Genomic DNA, 17609 nt, shown 5'->3' with positions numbered 1-17609 from the left:
TCTGTAAGAGTTCTGCTCTAGTCCAGAACGGTCAGTCCGGGAAGCTCTTTGCCTTCGAGGAATTCTAGACTAGCGCCACCCCCGGTCGAAATGTGACCGAAGTCGTCATCACTAAATCCTAGTGCTCGCACAGCGGCCGCAGAGTCTCCCCCACCGACAACGGTGAGGCGACCCTGGTCGACTCCCCCGTGTGCGGTGGACAGGGCTTCTGCCACAGCTTTGGTGCCTGCTGCGAAAGCTTCGAACTCAAAAACACCCATGGGGCCGTTCCAGAACACGGTCTTAGATTCGGCAATGGTTTTCGCGTACGCCTTGGCGCTCTCGGGCCCAATGTCCAGACCAAGTGCAGACTCGCCTGCCGGCGTGTTCTCCAGTTCGTCAACGCCTACTGTCCAGTGCTGGGCATCAGCGGCAAACTTTTCAGCCATCACGATGTCGGTAGGCAACATGATGGTCACGCCCTTGTTCTGTGCGGTCTCGAGGTAACCCTTGACCGTGTCGATCTGGTCTTCTTCCAGCAACGAAGCACCAACGCCCTTACCCTGAGCCTTGAGGAAGGTGTACACCATGCCACCCCCAATAATCAGAGTGTCCGCACGTTCGAGCAGGGACTCGATAACACCCAGCTTGTCCGAGACTTTGGAACCGCCCAAAACAACCGTGTACGGACGCTGAGGGTCTTCCAGAAGCTGGCGGCTCACACGCACCTCGGCCTCAACGAGACCACCTGCGTAGTGCGGGAGCTTCTTCGCAATGTCGTACACACTGGCCTGCTTACGGTGCACAACACCGAATCCGTCAGACACGAACACGTCTGCCAGGCTGGCCAACTGCTGTGCGAACTCATCACGTTCGGCGTCGTCTTTCGACGTCTCGCCTGGGTTAAAGCGCAGGTTTTCCAGTAGCAGAACCTCACCGTCAGTGAGCTGTTCAGCCTTGGCGCGCGCGTCCTCACCCACGGTGTCAGAGGCGAACTTCACGTCGCGTCCCACTTCTTTTGCGAGCTCTTCAACCACAGGGGCCAACGAAAACTCGGGCTTCACTTCACCCTTGGGGCGACCCAGGTGAGCCATCACGATCACCCGGGCGCCCGCCTCGGCGAGATCACGAATGGTAGGAGCCGACGCCTTGATGCGGCCCGCATCCGTAATTGTGTCGCCGTCCATAGGCACGTTCAGGTCACTGCGCACCAAGACGCGCTTACCGGCAAATTCGCCGAGGTTGTCAAGAGTTTTCATTTACTTCTCCAGTTTCGCTGCTACCAGTTCGACCATTTCAACGAGGCGTTCGGAGTATCCCCATTCGTTGTCGTACCAAGCAATGACTTTAATCTGGTTGCCCACCTTGCGGGTGAGTTCCGCGTCGAAGATCGACGAGTGGCTGGCCATGACAATGTCAGAGGACACGATTGGGTCTTCCGTGTATTCCAGAATGTGCCCGAGGTCGCCGCTGGCTGCTTCCTTCACCGCCGCGTTGACTTCTTCGACCGACACGTCTCGGGACGGAACGAAGGTCAGGTCAACCAACGAACCCGTAGGAACCGGCACGCGCACCGCGAAACCGTCGAGCTTTCCGTCCAGTTGTGGCAACACCTTCCCCACTGCCTTCGCAGCGCCCGTTGTGGTGGGAACGAGGTTAACAGCAGCCGCGCGTCCACGGCGCAAGTCCTTATGCGGACCGTCGACCAAGTTCTGTCCGCCTGTGTATGCGTGAACGGTGGTCATGATTCCCGATTCGATTCCACAGAATTCGTCAAGGACCTTAGCAACCGGAGCCAAGCAGTTGGTGGTGCAGCTCGCGTTGGACACAATGTGCTGGTTTTCCGGGTCGTATTCGTTGTCGTTGACACCCATGACGAACATGCCGTCAACGCCCTTACCAGGCGCGGAAAGCACGACCTTCTTGACCGTTTCACCCAAGTGCAGAGCCGCCTGGTCGCGCTTCTTAAACTTCCCAGTGCACTCGACAACCACCTCGGCGCCGGCAGCTGCCCAATCGATGTCAGCGGGGTCCTTGTGGGCCGAGGCAACGATGCGCTTACCGTTGACGGTCAGCGACTCGTCGTCATATGACACTTCACCGTTAAAGCGACCCCACACGGTGTCGTACTTAAGCAAGTGTGCAAGCTGTCCGTTATCTGTCAGGTCGTTGATTGCCACGACCTCTAAATCCAAGTCATTTTCCAAAACGATGCGGAGAAATGAACGTCCAATACGACCAAAACCATTGATGCCAACGCGAGTCATGTCACTCCTGATGAGAGAGATTGTCGTGCTCTTCTATCCTAGTACGCCACGTGTGCGTGGCAGGTGTGTAAAAGGTTAAACGTCTTCTAACATTTCGGGAGTCAAATTAGCTTCGGTGTCCGGGATCCCCAGCTCAGCAGCCTTCTTATCAGCCGTTGCAAGGAGCCTACGGATTCGCCCAGCGATCGCGTCCTTGGTCATCGGAGGTTCGGCCAGCTGTCCCAGTTCTTCAAGTGACGCTTGCTTGTGTTCGAGACGGAGTTTGCCCGCGTACTTGAGGTGTTCAGGAACTTCGTCGCCCAGGATCTCAAGAGCACGTTCAACCCTGGCACCGGCGGCCACGGCGGCACGTGCGGACCTGCGCAGGTTCGCGTCGTCAAAGTTTGCGAGCCGGTTAGCTGTCGCCCGGACTTCCCGGCGCAGGCGGCGTTCTTCCCACACCAGGCGCGTCTGTTCAGCGCCCATCGAGGTGAGAAGAGCCCCGATCGCTTCGCCGTCACGGATCACGACGCGGTCAACGCCACGCACCTCGCGGGCCTTGGCTGAAATCCCCAGACGGCGCGCCGCACCTACCAGCGCAAGGGCAGCTTCTGGCCCCGGACATGTCACTTCAAGGGCAGACGAACGTCCTGGCTCGGTCAGCGACCCGTGCGCCAAGAACGCGCCTCGCCACGCGGCTTTAGCGTCGGTGAGAGAACCGTTGACCACGGCAGCTGGCAGGCCTCGCACGGGGCGCCCTTGAGCATCGATCAGGCCCGCTTGACGGGCAAGTGCAACCCCGTCCGTTCCAACCCGAACCATGAAACGCGAACCCTTCTTCAGACCCGAACCGTTGACCACAATGATTTCGGCAACGTGTCCGTACAGGTCCTTAATTTCAGAGCGGAGCCTGCGCGCTGCCACCCCGGTGTCGAGTTCGACTTCAATGACAATTGAGCCGGCAACGATGTGCAGTGCGGAAGAAAACCGTAGCAACGAGGACACTTCTGCCTTGCGTGCAGCGGTTCGCGGTTCGACGAAACGCGCAAGTTCATCCTTTACTTGTGCTGTCAGAGCCATGCCATTCCCTTCTACCACTGCTCGTTTGTTGGAATCCCCGCATCGGACAAAATGTCACGGTAGCACGCGGCGAGTTTGAGACTGTCGTGTACTCCGGGCGTGCTTGATTCTACTGAGGCGAACCATGTGCGGGCTCCAAAGAGGTTCGACGCGGTGGTTGCCAGTCCGGTCTGCCCACGCGCTGCCTCTTCGTCTGCAATTACGTAGTCGATACGGAGATCAGGGGCGTGTTCATGAAGTACGCGCACAAAATCACGCATCTGCATTCCGCGCCCTTCTTCCGTATCGCCAGGGAGGTTAAGAGTGAGAATCTTGACCGCGTCACTGTCTCGGATCGCCTGCTGCAACTGGGGAACCAGCATGTGAGGCATGACCGAGGTGTACCAGGACCCCGGCCCCAAATTGAGAACGTCCGCGTCGGTGACGGATTCGAGCGTTTCGCGGCGGGCTGGCGGGGACTCGGGCTCTAAGTAAACCTGTTTGACCGTGCCCGAGGTGGTTGCCACGGTGCACTGTCCTGACACCTTTTCAATGTTCCCGTGTCCGTCGTCGACATCAGCGGTAATGGTAAGCGGAATGCTTGACATGGGAAGGACACGCCCTTGAGCGCGCACCAATTGGGCCATCCAATCCAGTCCGTCTACCGGGTCCCCGAGGTGTTGCCACAGCGCTGTGATGAGAAGGTTACCGGCGGAGTGGTCGTTGAGTGGGCCGTCGGAGACGAACCGGTGTTGAATGACGTCGCGCCAGGTTTGTCCCCATTCGCTGTCGCCACACAGCGCTGCAAGTGCCATGCGCAAGTCGCCGGGTGGCAAAACGTCGAACTCTTCGCGTAAACGACCCGATGAACCTCCGTCGTCGGCAACCGTGACAACAGCGGTGAGGTTTTTGGTCAGTAATCTGAACGCACGGAGCGCGGAGTAGAGTCCGTGACCGCCACCAAAAGCGACCACTCGAGGCCCAGCCATTTTTGACCGGGAGAAAAACACTGGCAGTTCGGTTGTAGGTATTTCCATTTATTCCCGCCCCAAGTCTCGGTGGCGCACGGTTACGCGTGCCTGGGTGCGGTCGGCTAAGCGTCGTGCGAGCTGTTCAGAGATGGCTACTGAGCGGTGCTTTCCGCCCGTACAACCGATTGCGACGGTGGCGTACGAACGGTGTTCGCGCTGATAGCCGTGAATGATGACGTCAAGCGTACTCAAGTACCGGTCAACAAATGACAGTGCCCCCGGCTGGGACAGCACGTAACTAGAGACTGCTTCGTCTTCACCGGTTTTGGATCGCAGGTGAGGAATCCAGTACGGGTTTGGAAGAAAGCGCACGTCAACGACGTGGTCGGCATCTTTTGGCAGGCCGTATTTAAACCCGAAGCTCATGACAGTGATTCGCAGGGCAGACACGTTGTCGGTGTCAAAAATGCGCTTCACTTCAGCGCCCAACTGGTGAACATTGAGGTCCGAGGTGTCGATCCGATAGTCGGATTTGCTGCGGATCTCTGACAGCATCGCGCGCTCTGCGTCGATCCCGTCGATAAGTGTCCCGTCTTCTTGCAGAGGGTGTGGACGACGAACGGATTCGAACCGCCTGACGAGCACTTCATCGGATGCGTCGAGGAACAGAATCTTGATGCGCACACCCTGGTCTTGGTAGTCGGCCAAGGAGTTTTCGAGTTCGCTGAATGTGTACCGGCTACGCACATCGGCAACGACCGCGACCTTGGGGAGCTTTCCGTCAGCTCTGGCGACCAATTCCACCAGCGGAATGATCATTTGTGGTGGCAGGTTGTCAACGACGTACCACCCCAGGTCTTCCAGCGTGTTGGCCGCCGTGGACCTTCCGGCTCCGGACATGCCGGTAAGAACAAGAACTTCGAAGTCGCCACCCAAGATTGGTCCGGTCTGTTCAGTCATGCGCACGCCCTTCTGTCGGTTCTTCTACCGTACCCGCATTTTGCCCATCTGGTTGTGCTCGCGCGAAGTGACCATGGATCTTGTCAGCTAACTGAGGACCGATCCCGCGCGCTTGCATCAGATCCTCAACGGACGCGGCTTTGATCTTTTTCACGGATCCGAAATGCTTCAACAGCGCTTTCTGTTTCGTCGCTCCGAGCCCGTCGATCGCGTCGAGTTCAGAGCGCGTCATGGATGCCGAACGTTTCTGCCGATGGTACGTAATCGCAAAACGGTGGGCTTCGTCGCGAATGCGTTGAAGCATGAACAGGCCTTCGGAGTTACGCGGAAGAATGACCGGGAATTCGTCCCAGGGCACCCAGACTTCTTCTAAACGTTTCGCAAGTCCCACAACCGTGATGTCAGGGATGCCGAGGTCGTGCAGGGCTTGCGTAGCTGCGTGGACTTGGGGAAGCGCCCCGTCGACCACGAGGAGCGACGGACGGTATCCGAATCCGGTGTCGTCCTTGCCCATGTTCTCCAGATAGCGTTCAAAGCGCCGGCTGACTACGTTGTACATCGCCGAGGTGTCATCCCGGGCAGCGTCCCCGGTAACCGAAAAGCGTTTGTAGTCCTTTTTCTTGGGCAAACCGTCTTCGAACACGACAAGTGATCCCACCACGTTTTGGCCCGCTGTGTGCGAGTTGTCGATGCATTCGATCCGTAGGGGTGGCTCCGTGAGGTCGAGTGCTTCGTGGATTTCGTTGAGTGCTTGCGAACGGGTAGTGAGGTCCGAAGCACGCCTGGTCTTGTGAAGGGCCAACGCCTTGTGTGCGTTGAGTTCGGCGGTCTCGAGGACTGCTTTCTTTTCTCCGCGTTGCGGGACGCGCATGTCAATCTTGGCTCCGCGCACCGATCGCAGCCATTCTCCGAGCAGTTCTTTGTCAGTGGGTTCGTGACTCGTGAGGATTTCTGTGGGGATCGCGTGGGTGTCCACATCGGTGTACGCCTGCCGGATCGCGTCCTCGATCAGTTCACCAGGCGTTTTGTCTTCCATGCGTTCAATGATCCAGCCCCGCTGCCCCCGGATGCGTCCTCCGCGAATGTGAAATACCTGCACCGAGGCTTCCAGCTCTTCTGCGTAGAGACCAAAGACGTCTGCGTCCGCGTTCTGTGACAGCACCACGGCGTTCTTATTCAGCACGGTTTCTAACGCAGCGATTTCATCGCGCAAACGCGCCGCGGTTTCAAAGTCGAGGTTGGCGGAGGCTTCTTTCATGGCTTGCTTGCGCACCGAAATGAACTTCCCGGAGTTTCCGGACATGAACTCGATAACGCTTTTCACCAGTTCGGCGTATTCGTCCTTTTCGATCTTGCCTACGCACGGCGCGGAACACTTGTCGATGTACCCCAGAAGGCATGGCCGCCCTTGGCGCTGGGCCCGGTCGAACACCGTCTTGGCGCACGTGCGTACGGGGAACGCTTTGAGGAGAAGGTCCAAGGATTCCCTGATCGCCCACACAGCGGTGAACGGGCCAAAGTACTTCACGCCCTTCTTACGCTTACCTCGAGTGACAAACACGCGAGGGTACTCATCACGCACCGTGATCGCTAAGTACGGGTAGGACTTGTCGTCCCTGAACATCACGTTGAAACGCGGATTGAATTCGTTGATCCACGTCCATTCGAGCTGAAGGGCCTCGACCTCAGTTTTCACCACAGTCCAGTTCACACTGGCAGCCGTGTGAACCATGGTGAACGTGCGAGGATGCAGGCCCGCGGGGTCGGCAAAGTACGAATTCAACCTGTTGCGCAGGTTCTTCGCTTTTCCAACGTAGATCACACGCCCGTCGGCGTCGCGAAAAGTGTACACACCGGGGTCGGTGGGGATCTCCCCGGTTTTTGGCCGGTAGAGCTGTGGGTCCACTACAGCCGTTCCCGGATTGCCGGCATATTGGCAAGGAACCTGCCCGTGTGGCTGGCTTCTACCCCAGCAACCTCCTCGGGCGTACCTGTAGCAACCACGGTGCCACCGCCTCGGCCGCCTTCTGGACCCATGTCAATGATGTAGTCCGCAGATGCGATCACATCCAAGTTGTGTTCGATGACGATGACCGTGTTGCCCTTGTTCACCAGGCCCTGCAGAACACCCAACAGTTTGCGAATGTCTTCGAAGTGCAGTCCCGTGGTGGGTTCGTCGAGGACGTAGACGGTGCGACCTCGGGAACGTTTCTGCAGCTCAGCAGCCAACTTAACGCGCTGCGCCTCTCCCCCGGACAGGGTGGTCGCCGGCTGGCCCAAACGGACATAGCCAAGCCCCACCTCAACAAGGGTCGACAGGTGGCGGTGGATGGCAGGGACAGCGGAGAAGAATTCGGTGGCTTCTTCGATGGGCATGTCCAGAACATCGGCGATCGACTTGCCTTTGAACTTCACGTCCAAGGTTTCACGGTTGTAGCGCTGGCCCTTGCACACTTCACACGGGACGTAGACGTCTGGCAGGAAGTTCATCTCGATCTTGATGGTTCCGTCACCGCTACAGTTTTCGCAACGCCCACCCTTGACGTTGAACGAAAAACGACCGGGCTGGTAGCCACGGATGCGCGCGGTTTCGGTTTCTGCAAACAGCTTGCGCACGTGGTCGAACACGCCCGTGTAGGTGGCTGGGTTGGACCTGGGGGTGCGCCCGATGGGCGACTGGTCCACATGAATGACCTTGTCCAGATTTTCCAGGCCGGTCACACGCTTGTGCAGGCCGGGAACCTGTTTAGAGTTGTTGAGCTCATTGGCCATTACGGTGTACAAGATGTCGTTGACCAGGGTTGACTTGCCGGAACCCGACACTCCGGTCACGGCGGTGAACACACCTAGGGGGAAGTCAACGCTAATGTTCTTGAGGTTGTTCGCGCGCGCACCTTCAACCCTGACGATCCGTTTGGTGTCACGTGGTCGCCTGTCCTGTGGAATCTCAATCGATTTAGCCCCAGACATGTACGCGCCGGTGATGGATTTCTTTTCCTTGAGAAGTCCTTTGTAGTCGCCGGAGTAAATGACTTCACCACCGTGTTCCCCGGCGCCGGGACCAATATCCACGATCCAGTCGGCGGTCTCGATCGTTTCTTCGTCGTGTTCGACCACAATGAGCGTGTTGCCCAGGTCGCGCAAGCGTTGCAGAGTTTCGATCAGGCGGCGGTTATCGCGTTGGTGAAGCCCAATCGACGGTTCGTCGAGCACGTACAGTACGCCCACCAGACCTGAACCGATCTGGGTGGCCAAGCGAATACGTTGCGCTTCACCACCAGACAGGGTGCCCGCCGTGCGGTGAAGTGTCAGATACTCGAGCCCCACGTCGAGCAAGAAACGCATACGCGCGCCGATTTCTTTGAGCACTTGCGCTGCGATTTGAGCGTCACGCCCGTCGAGTTCCATGTTCGTCAGGAAGTGGGCGGCTTCGTCCAAAGGCATGTTGCTGACATCAGCAATCGACTTTCCACCCACCAGCACATGAAGTGCTTCTGGTTTGAGACGTGTTCCGCCACATTCGGCACACGGGACCTCACGCATATATGACTCATAGCGTGCGCGCGAGTGTTCCGATTCGGTCTCCTGGTGCTTGCGCAGAATGTAGGCGAAAACGCCTTCAAAACCGGTGGAGTAGGTGCGTTCGCGCCCAAACCTGTTGCGGTATTTGACATGGACTTGATAGTCCTTGCCTTCCAGAATCGCGGTGCGGTGCTTCTTGCTCAGGTCCTTCCACGGGGTGTCCATGGAGAAGCCGAGGTCGTCCGCAAGTCCCTGCAAAAGTCGCGTGAAGTACTTGGCTGTTGTCTTCCCCATGCTCCAGGGGGCGATCGCACCCTGGGCCAGACTCAGGTCTTCGTTGGGGACGACCAGTTGCTGGTCGACGTGGAGCCGGGTTCCGATTCCGTCGCACACGGGGCACGCACCAAAAGGCGAGTTGAATGAGAACGTGCGTGGTTCAATTTCGTCGGTGGTGAGCGGGTGCTCGTTGGGGCACGAAAGGTGCTCCGAAAATGTGCGCTTCTCCCCTGTTTCAACCAGCTCCACATCCACACGGCCGTTGGCCGTAGCAAGAGCTGTTTCCACGGAGTCGGTGAGCCGCTGGTGGATCCCGTCCTTGGCAATCAGGCGGTCGACGACAACAGAAATGTCGTGCTTGTACTGCTTCTTAAGCGTGGGTGGTTCGGTCAGGCTGACGGTCTCCCCGTCGACAACAGCCCTGGAGAACCCTGCCTGTTGGAACTGCTGAAACAGATCCGTGAACTCACCTTTGCGTTGACGCACGACGGGTGCCATCACGATGAACTTAGTGCGTTCAGGGAGAGCACTGAGCTGGTCAACGATCTGTTGCGGGGTTTGGCGTGTAATCGCTTCTCCGCACGTGGGGCAGTGAGGTTTACCGATTCGCGCCCACAGCAAACGCATGAAGTCGTAGACTTCCGTAATCGTTCCTACGGTTGACCGGGGGTTACGTGAGGTGGATTTCTGGTCGATCGAAACAGCTGGAGACAAGCCTTCAATCAGATCGACATCCGGTTTGTCCATCTGGCCCAAGAACATGCGAGCGTATGACGACAAGGACTCGACGTACCGCCGTTGTCCTTCAGCAAAAATCGTGTCAAAAGCCAGCGAGGATTTCCCAGAGCCCGAAAGCCCCGTAAATACCACGAGAGAATCACGAGGAATCGAAACATCGACGTTCTTCAGATTGTGCGCGCGTGCGCCTTTGACCAGCAACGTATCCAGATGCGAAATACCTTTACTCACAGTCATTAGTCTATGCGCTTTCGAATATATATTCGATGTGAGATGCCTGACCTATGCACACCTCAGTGCTCAATTGCGGGGCGACACACCTCAGTTCCCGGTCAGCGGTCCCACATCCAGGATCTCCACAACGACCTCGCCGGCTTCGTCGCTTGCCGGGAGGTCGACACGTGCGGTGATGGCCCAGTCCATGTCCCCTTCAGGGTCGTCGAGGATCTGACGAACTGTCCAAGCTTCGTCTTCTTTGTCGAGGATGTTGAAGAATTTGGGCCCGCGCGAATCGTTGCTCACGCCCAGGTCACCGTATTCGTCGTAGAAGTCTTCGATCGCGTCTTCCCACTTCTTCTGCGTCCAGCCGGATTCGCCGTCCAGGTCACCCAGAGCGTCATATGCGGCTCGTTCGGCCAGAATGACCCTGTGGAACATGGCATTTCGCACGGCCCTCGTGAACGCCTGGGTGTCCGCCGAAAACGTGCGAGACATATCCAAGGCGGGCAACACCTCGGCCTCATCCCCAGCATTCTTGAGCGCTTCCCACTCTTCTACGAGCGAGGAATCCACCCGCATCACGGTGGCACCCAACCATTCGATGATAGCCGTGAGCTCTTCATTACGCAGGTCGTGGGGAACGTTTTGCACGAGCGAGCGATACACGTCCGTGAGGTACCGCAGGAGCCCACCTTCAACGCGCGCCAGCCCGTAGTAGTTGACGAACTGGGAGAAGTTCATCGAATGCTCCACCATGTCGGCAACGACGGCCTTGGGGGTGATGCCGATTTCGCGCAGCCACGGCGCGCTGTGGGTGAACGCGTCGAAGGCTTCTTCAAGAACCTCACCGTTGGGTTGCGGGTAAGTGATTTCGTCCAGAATCTCCATGCGTTCGGCGTAGTCGACACCGTCGGCTTTGAGCGCTGCTAACTCTTCGCGTTTGATCCGGTTGAGTTGGCCTTTGAGCACTGCGTAGGACACCTCGGTGGTCGCTTCGATCACCGACAACACGTCCATCGCATACGTGTCGGATTCCGGGTCGAACAGTTCCAGCGCGGCAAGCGCGAACGGCGACAGCGGCTGGTTGAGTGCAAACTGAGGCCCCAAGTCTTTCACGGGCGCATATTCGACCCGCGCCCCCACCACGCGACGTTCGATCACGCCGGCGTCGAGCAGGTTGCGCCCAATGCGCAGGGCCCGCAGGTACATGTCAAGGGTGTTCTCATCATGGCTGGAGTCGATGAAGTCCTTGACGGTGTCCACGCTGGCGTGGGGACGGCTGAGCAAGTTGATTACCGTTGAGTGGGTCATCCGCATCCGGCTCTTGAGCTCTTCCGGCTTACCTTCTACTAGGTGGTTGAACGTGGTTTCCGACCAGTTCACGAACCCTTCCGGTGCCTGTTTCTTGACTACTTTGCGGCGTTTCTTGGGATCGTCTCCTGCCTTGAGAAGCGCCTTTTTGTTCTCAATGACGTGTTCGGGAGCTTGGGCGACCACAAAGCCTTCCGTGTCGAACCCGGCCCGCCCGGCACGACCCACAATCTGTTGAAACTCACGGACCCGCAAGCGTCGCTGGCGGAATCCGTCGAACTTGGTGAGCCCGGTGAGCACCACAGTGCGGATGGGCACGTTGATTCCCACTCCCAGCGTGTCGGTTCCGGAGATCACCGACAGCTTTCCACTCGACGCCAGGTGTTCAACCAGCCGTCGATACTTGGGGAGCATTCCGGCGTGGTGGACTCCCACTCCTGCCAAGAGCATGCGCTTGAGTGCGACACCGAATCCTTTTGAAAACCCAAACCCGCGGATCTCTTCAGCGATTTCTTCGCGCTGTTCTCGGGTTGCCAGGTTCGCATTGACTACGCTGCTGGCCAGTTCAACCGCCGCCGCTTGCGCAAAAGACACCACGTAAATGGGCGCCTTGTTATCCCGCACCAGCTTGCTGAGTGTTTCGTGGAGCGGTTCTTCTGAATAGGCGTAGCTCAGTGGCACCGGACGGTGGGCAGACGTGATGAGGGAGCAGTCGCGTCCGGTGAGTTCGGTGAGGGATTTTTGAATCGCCGAGGTGTCCCCCAGGGTCGCTGACATGAGGACGAACTGCGCGGCAGGCAGGGTGAGGAGAGGTACTTGCCACGCCCACCCGCGTTGCGGGTCACCGTAGTAGTGGAATTCGTCCATGACGATCATGCCCACATCTAAAGTGGCACCTTCTCGCAGGGCTTGGTTCGCCAGGATTTCTGCGGTTGCGCAGATGATGGGGGCATCCGCGTTTACGGTGGAGTCCCCCGTCACCATTCCCACATTGTCAGCACCAAAGATATGGGTGAGGTCAAAGAACTTTTCGCTCACGAGCGCTTTAATCGGCGCGGTGTAGTACGTGCGTTGTCCGCGACACAGAGCAAAGAAGGCAGCCGCCAACGCAACCATTGACTTCCCTGAACCCGTGGGTGTCGCCATGACTGTGTTGTCGCCCGTGAGGATCGCCAGAATCGCTTCCTCTTGAGCCGGGTACAGCGTGATGCCGGTGTCTTTTGTGTATTCGACAAATGTCTCAAAAAGCGTGTCGGAATCTGCGAATTCTTCCGGGACACGATAAAGATGTGGCAAGGCGAACAACTTTCCATGGATTTCGTCGACACATCGACCCTAGCAGGGAGGCACACATGGCAACTTTTGCCGTTGTTTACGAATACGGACCCGACACCGAGACCCGCATGAACGCGCGTCCTGAACACCGCGCGTGGCAGAAGCGGTTGAATGAAGCGGGCGTTCTGCTCGCCTCCGGACCGCTAGAGTCGGACGACCAGCCGGGTGGGCTCTTGATCTTCCGCGCGGACGATCAAGCGAATGTGGAGGATCTGTTGGCCCAGGACCCCTACGCGGAAATCGGTGTGATTGCGTCCACGCAGGTGCGCCCCTGGAACCCGGTGTTCGGACCGTTTGCTGAGGCTTAGCTGTCGTCGCCTTCGTGATGCGTCATCGAACCGAACGTAATACGGTCCGGGGTACGACGTGCCTTGATCAAACTTGCGATCGTGGCGATGAGCATCGCGGAGACGATAAAGCCCAGTGATACCCACGTGTTGATTTCAGGAACACCAGGGAACCACGTTTCGTGCATCGCGTGCAGGATGAGCTTGACACCGATGAACGCGAGGATTGCTGCGATACCGTACTTGAGGTATTCGAGCCTGTCCAAAAGACCACCCAGCAGGAAGTACAGCTGACGCAGGCCCATAAGAGCAAACAGGTTCGCGGTAAACACAATGAACGGACTCTTGGTAATTCCGAAGATCGCGGGGATTGAGTCCAGAGCGAACATGATGTCGGTAGTTCCGATCGCCAAGAACACGAGCAGCATGGGTGTCCAGTGCTTCACGCCGTTGACTGTGGTGCGGAGTTTGTTGCCGTCGTATTCGTCGGTGTAGTTAATCCGCTTCTTGAGGAATTTCACGAAGCCGGTATCTTCGTCGCTTTCTTCTTCGTCACCAAATGCCTGCTTGAAGGCTGTGTAGAGCAGGAAGATACCGAAAATGTAGAACACGCCTACGAACATCTCGATGATCCACGCGCCGGCAAGAATAAAAGCTCCGCGGAAGATCAAAGCAACAATAATGCCCACCATGAGCACTTCTTGTTGATACTTCTTGGGGACCGAGAACTTGCTCAAGATGATGACGAACACGAACAAGTTGTCGATCGACAGCGAGTATTCGGTGAGCCAACCGGCTAAGAATTCAACACCGTGGTCGGCGTCACCAATCGCGAAAATGAGTCCCGCGAAGATGAGTGCCAAGACCACGTAGAACACCACCCAGCCGGTGGCTTCTTTCATCGAGGGAATGTGCGGTCGTTTGAGGATGATCAGAAGATCGAAGATCAAGAGGAGTACAAGGACGATCAGCGAACCGACCTCGAACCACAAGGGTAGAGCTGTAGACATGCGAGCCTTTCGTTGATTACTCGAAAGTCTCTCCCGCGTGTGTGACGCCTAGACTCCGGGTGTCTGTACACCGTGATGACGAAGTCTTGTTGTGGGATACTCCCCTTCGCAAACCTCTCCAGTGTAGCTGATCCTCTTAGGATTCGCGTTGCATTGTGCGCAGTTCCTTTTTGATGTCTTGGAGTTCATCACGCAAGCGGGCAGCGAGTTCGAACTGAAGTTGTTCGGCAGCTTCGTGCATTTGTTCCGTCAGTTGGGCTGCCAGTTCCGCGAGATTTTCGCTGGGCGCAGTCGTGACATCAGGTTTGAGCGTGTCAGATTTCACGGAGTTGAAGCCACGTTTGCCCTTGCCGTAGTCAAATTCGGTAAGCAGTTCACGCGTGTCAGCATCCTCGCGTTGCAGGCGCTCCGTGATGTCGGCAATCTTCTTGACAAGCGGTTTGGGATCAATTCCGTGCTCTTTGTTGTACGCGATCTGGATTTCGCGACGACGGTTGGTTTCATCGATTGCTTCCCGCATGCTCGGGGTGATGGTGTCCCCGTACATGTGCACTTCACCGTTGACGTTTCGGGCGGCACGTCCAATCGTCTGGATGAGTGACTTGGACGACCGCAAGAACCCTTCTTTGTCGGCGTCCAAGATCGCTACGAGGCTCACTTCGGGAAGGTCGAGGCCCTCACGGAGCAGGTTAATACCCACGAGCACGTCAAACACACCGGCTCGCAATTCACTTAAGAGTTCAACGCGTTTGAGCGTGTCCACGTCCGAGTGCAGATACTGGACTTTGATGTCGTGTTCGAGCAGGTAGTCGGTGAGGTCCTCGGCCATTTTCTTGGTGAGAGTGGTGACCAGGACACGTTCGTTTTTCTCAATGCGGTCGCGGATCTCTCCGAGGAGGTCGTCGATCTGCCCCCGCGTGGGCTTGACGGTAACCTTGGGGTCCACCAGACCGGTGGGACGAATGATCTGCTCGACGACACCTCGGGACCGTTCGAGTTCAAAGTCGCCCGGGGTCGCCGACAGATACACGGTCTGGCCAATCCTTTGGAGGAACTCGTCGAACTTCAACGGGCGGTTATCCAGGGCGCTGGGCAGGCGGAAACCGTGCTCAACCAGCGTGCGTTTGCGGGACATGTCGCCTTCGTACATACCACCGATCTGCGGCACGGTGACGTGGGATTCGTCAATGACCAGCAGGAAGTCTTCGGGGAAGTAGTCCAGCAGGCAGTTGGGGGCGGTGCCTGCCGCGCGCCCGTCGATGTGGCGGGAGTAGTTTTCAATGCCCGAGGTGAACCCCATCGACTGCATCATTTCGAGGTCGTATGTGGTGCGCATTTTCAGGCGTTGCGCTTCGAGGAGTTTGTTCTGTTTCTCAAGTTCCGCCAGGCGCACTTGCAGTTCATCCTCGATCGCTGCGATCGCCTTACCCATCCGGTTTTCGCCGGCCACATAGTGTGACGCGGGGAAAATATGCACGATGTCTTCGTCACGAATCACTTCACCGGTGAGCGGGTGCAGAGTGTGGAGTGCTTCGATTTCATCGCCGAAGAATTCGATGCGGATGGCGAGTTCTTCGTACTGCGGGATGATTTCGACCGTGTCGCCGCGCACTCGGAAGGTTCCGCGGGTAAACGCCATGTCGTTACGGGTGTACTGCATTTCGACGAAACGTTTGAGCAGCTCATCGCGGTCGACCTCTTCACCGACTTCGAGCGAGACCATCCTGTCCACGTACTCTTCTGGGGTTCCCAGACCGTAGATACAGGACACTGTGGAGACCACGACGACGTCGCGTCGGGTCAGCAGTGAGTTGGTTGCCGAGTGGCGGAGACGTTCGACTTCGTCGTTGATGGACGAGTCTTTTTCGATGAACGTGTCGGTTTGTGGAACATACGCTTCTGGCTGGTAGTAGTCGTAGTACGACACAAAGTATTCGACGGCGTTGTGTGGCAGGAGCTGGCGGAACTCGTTGGCCAGCTGCGCAGCCAAGGTCTTGTTGGGCGCCATGATGAGCGTGGGTCGTTGGACCTTTTCGATCAGCCACGCGGTGGTTGCCGATTTACCCGTACCAGTGGCACCCAAAAGCACGACGTCTTTCTCGCCCTCGTCGAGCCTGCGCGCGATCTCCGCAATCGCAGTGGGCTGGTCACCCGATGGGCTGTACTCGCTGACCACTTCGAACGGAGCGACGCGGCGCTGCACGTCGGGGCGGTGCCCAATCGCCGGAACGGGAATGTTGGCAGGAGTGCTCGGCTCAGTGCTCATTCTCCAAGCCTAACGCGTGAAGAGAACCGAGCAGATCACGGCCACACGAACAGACTAGGTTGCAGGAAATGGAATCGGGTTCATCGCGATGAGACCCACCGAGGTCGTGACGAGTGCCGTGATTCCCGTGAGCACCAGCGCTAGCCCGGGTGCGTACTTCCACGACCACAGGAAATATGAACACGTACCAACCGTCGCGCAAATCAGAGGGCCATAGTGCGGAAAACCTGAGGCGAGCATCCACCCGACCAAATACCAGACCAGGGCAAGTAAAACTATGCCCACACATGTAAGCAACCGGGACAACCCTGGCTTCATCACCATCATTCTCCAAGCCTAACGCGTGAACACGCACATCACGCCCGGTGACGTTAGCATGAAAATAGCTCTCTAACAGAAAGGCTTCTTATGTCCGTCATTTCTAAGGCTCAGGCAACATGGACGGGTTCACTTGCGTCCGGCAACGGAACCGTGTCGCTAAGCTCGTCACAGCTGGGCAACTTCCCTCTCACGTGGAAGGCACGTTCAGAAAACGCGCCATCTGCCGACGCCACGACTCCAGAAGAACTGCTGGGCGCGGCACATGCCAGTTGCTACAGCATGGCTCTGGCTAACCTGCTTGCTCAAGAAGGCGTCGCAGTCGAATCAATTTCCACCGGTGCAGATGTCACCTTCGACCCGGAAAAGGGCATCACCAAGATTCACCTGTACACCGTGGGTCGCGTTGAAGGACTCGCAACAGCGAACTTCGAAACGATCGCGCAACGCGCTAAGAAGGACTGCCCGGTCTCACGTGCCCTCAAGGGCGTCGACATTGACGTGACTGCGTCACTCGCGTGAGATAAACCGCTCCCACATCTGCTCGAACTGGGCGCGCAGGTGTTCGATGTCTCCCGAATTGTCGAGAGCAACATCGCACACCGCGCGCCTTTGTTCATCCGTGGCCTGAGCGGCGATGCGTTTCTTCGCGTCTTCGGGATCCATGCCACGCAACTCAGTGAGTCGCTGCATGCGAACTTCAGCCGGGGTGTCAACGAGGACAGTCAGGTCGTAGTTCCCTGCCAAACCGGCTTCCACCAACAACGGAACGTCGTGCACAATCACTGAGTGTTCACCGCGTAGCGCGTCGATTCGCTTTGACGTTTCTGCACTGATGGCAGGGTGCATGATGGCGTTCAGAGCTTCGTGCGACTCAGCGTCCGCGAACGCCACCTCTGCGAGTCGTCCACGGTTGAGCTCCCCATCGGCACCCAGAATAGTATCGCCAAAATACTCCACGAGTTCCGCCAGTGCGGGCTGCCCCGGCTTCACTACGTCGCGGGCAATCGCATCCGCATCGACAATGGGCACGCCCCGCTCTTCAAACAGCTGGGCCACTGTGGATTTTCCCGCACCGATTCCGCCTGTCAGGCCAATGAGCATCACCATGC

14 protein-coding genes are annotated in these 17609 nt (G+C 57.6%); 2 read left to right on the top strand and 12 right to left on the bottom strand.

The features are described from left to right. Window positions 1–17: 17 nt before the first annotated feature. The 8 genes from QP868_RS07420 to QP868_RS07385 all read right to left on the bottom strand — a co-directional run bounded on the left by QP868_RS07420 (window position 18) and on the right by QP868_RS07385 (window position 12586). Entirely contained in the window at window positions 18–1238 is a 1221-nt protein-coding gene (locus QP868_RS07420; RefSeq protein WP_284925955.1) for a phosphoglycerate kinase, read from the bottom strand. After that, window positions 1239–2246, bottom strand: a complete 1008-nt coding sequence (gene gap, locus QP868_RS07415; protein ID WP_284925954.1) for a type I glyceraldehyde-3-phosphate dehydrogenase — start codon at window positions 2244–2246, stop codon at window positions 1239–1241. A 75-nt stretch (window positions 2247–2321) separates the two neighbouring features. Beyond that, window positions 2322–3305 (bottom strand): DNA-binding protein WhiA, encoded by a 984-nt coding sequence (gene whiA / locus QP868_RS07410; protein ID WP_284925953.1) that lies wholly within the window; start codon window positions 3303–3305, stop codon window positions 2322–2324. Between the two features lie 11 nt (window positions 3306–3316). Next, entirely contained in the window at window positions 3317–4321 is a 1005-nt protein-coding gene (locus tag QP868_RS07405) for a gluconeogenesis factor YvcK family protein (RefSeq protein ID WP_284925952.1), read from the bottom strand. After that, complete coding sequence (rapZ, locus tag QP868_RS07400) at window positions 4322–5215, bottom strand: RNase adapter RapZ (protein ID WP_284925951.1); 894 nt, start codon at window positions 5213–5215, stop codon at window positions 4322–4324. It lies immediately after the preceding gene. Beyond that, window positions 5208–7121, bottom strand: a complete 1914-nt coding sequence (gene uvrC / locus QP868_RS07395) for an excinuclease ABC subunit UvrC (RefSeq protein WP_284925950.1) — start codon at window positions 7119–7121, stop codon at window positions 5208–5210. Before uvrC ends, rapZ begins: the two co-directional genes overlap by 8 nt. After that, entirely contained in the window at window positions 7121–9988 is a 2868-nt protein-coding gene (uvrA, locus tag QP868_RS07390; RefSeq protein ID WP_284925949.1) for an excinuclease ABC subunit UvrA, read from the bottom strand. Before uvrA ends, uvrC begins: the two co-directional genes overlap by 1 nt. Before the next feature lie 84 nt (window positions 9989–10072). Beyond that, entirely contained in the window at window positions 10073–12586 is a 2514-nt protein-coding gene (locus tag QP868_RS07385) for a DEAD/DEAH box helicase (RefSeq protein WP_284925948.1), read from the bottom strand. A 47-nt stretch (window positions 12587–12633) separates the two neighbouring features. Here QP868_RS07385 and QP868_RS07380 point away from each other — a divergent pair, with 47 nt between their 5' ends. After that, window positions 12634–12924: a YciI family protein gene (locus QP868_RS07380; RefSeq protein ID WP_284925947.1), complete on the top strand. Its 291-nt coding sequence runs from the start codon at window positions 12634–12636 to the stop codon at window positions 12922–12924. On the opposite strand, the gene QP868_RS07375 is transcribed toward QP868_RS07380, so the two are convergent. From QP868_RS07375 to QP868_RS07365, 3 genes are all read right to left on the bottom strand, one after another. Next, window positions 12921–13913 (bottom strand): TerC family protein, encoded by a 993-nt coding sequence (locus tag QP868_RS07375; RefSeq protein ID WP_284925946.1) that lies wholly within the window; start codon window positions 13911–13913, stop codon window positions 12921–12923. The genes QP868_RS07380 and QP868_RS07375 overlap by 4 nt on opposite strands. A 136-nt stretch (window positions 13914–14049) precedes the next feature. Next, a complete protein-coding gene (gene uvrB / locus QP868_RS07370) occupies window positions 14050–16179 on the bottom strand; it encodes an excinuclease ABC subunit UvrB (RefSeq protein WP_284925945.1) in 2130 nt (709 codons plus the stop codon). Window positions 16180–16233: 54 nt separating this feature from the next. Continuing rightward, window positions 16234–16506: a hypothetical protein gene (locus tag QP868_RS07365; RefSeq protein ID WP_284925944.1), complete on the bottom strand. Its 273-nt coding sequence runs from the start codon at window positions 16504–16506 to the stop codon at window positions 16234–16236. 81 nt (window positions 16507–16587) lie between these two features. On the opposite strand from QP868_RS07365, the gene QP868_RS07360 reads away from it, so the two are divergent. After that, window positions 16588–17019 carry an OsmC family peroxiredoxin gene (locus QP868_RS07360; RefSeq protein WP_005883424.1) on the top strand — a complete coding sequence of 144 codons (432 nt, stop codon included), beginning with the start codon at window positions 16588–16590 and terminating at the stop codon, window positions 17017–17019. On the opposite strand, the gene coaE is transcribed toward QP868_RS07360, so the two are convergent. Next, complete coding sequence (coaE, locus tag QP868_RS07355; RefSeq protein ID WP_284925943.1) at window positions 17008–17607, bottom strand: dephospho-CoA kinase; 600 nt, start codon at window positions 17605–17607, stop codon at window positions 17008–17010. The genes QP868_RS07360 and coaE overlap by 12 nt on opposite strands. Between the last annotated feature and the right edge of the window lie 2 nt (window positions 17608–17609).

Origin of the sequence: Brevibacterium sp. UMB1308A, from assembly GCF_030230605.1 — a bacterium.
GTDB lineage: Bacteria > Actinomycetota > Actinomycetes > Actinomycetales > Brevibacteriaceae > Brevibacterium.
Note: the sequence above shows the minus strand (reverse complement) of the source record. Positions and strands in the feature narration are given on the sequence as shown.

Coding starts and splice junctions, on each gene's coding strand:
- QP868_RS07420 (WP_284925955.1), bottom strand. CDS start 1,238: ATGAAAACTCTTGACAACCTCGGCGAATTTGCCGGTAAGCGCGTCTTG.
- gap (WP_284925954.1), bottom strand. CDS start 2,246: ATGACTCGCGTTGGCATCAATGGTTTTGGTCGTATTGGACGTTCATTT.
- whiA (WP_284925953.1), bottom strand. CDS start 3,305: ATGGCTCTGACAGCACAAGTAAAGGATGAACTTGCGCGTTTCGTCGAA.
- QP868_RS07405 (WP_284925952.1), bottom strand. CDS start 4,321: ATGGAAATACCTACAACCGAACTGCCAGTGTTTTTCTCCCGGTCAAAA.
- rapZ (WP_284925951.1), bottom strand. CDS start 5,215: ATGACTGAACAGACCGGACCAATCTTGGGTGGCGACTTCGAAGTTCTT.
- uvrA (WP_284925949.1), bottom strand. CDS start 9,988: ATGACTGTGAGTAAAGGTATTTCGCATCTGGATACGTTGCTGGTCAAA.
- QP868_RS07380 (WP_284925947.1), top strand. CDS start 12,634: ATGGCAACTTTTGCCGTTGTTTACGAATACGGACCCGACACCGAGACC.
- QP868_RS07375 (WP_284925946.1), bottom strand. CDS start 13,913: ATGTCTACAGCTCTACCCTTGTGGTTCGAGGTCGGTTCGCTGATCGTC.
- uvrB (WP_284925945.1), bottom strand. CDS start 16,179: ATGAGCACTGAGCCGAGCACTCCTGCCAACATTCCCGTTCCGGCGATT.
- QP868_RS07365 (WP_284925944.1), bottom strand. CDS start 16,506: ATGATGGTGATGAAGCCAGGGTTGTCCCGGTTGCTTACATGTGTGGGC.
- QP868_RS07360 (WP_005883424.1), top strand. CDS start 16,588: ATGTCCGTCATTTCTAAGGCTCAGGCAACATGGACGGGTTCACTTGCG.
- coaE (WP_284925943.1), bottom strand. CDS start 17,607: ATGGTGATGCTCATTGGCCTGACAGGCGGAATCGGTGCGGGAAAATCC.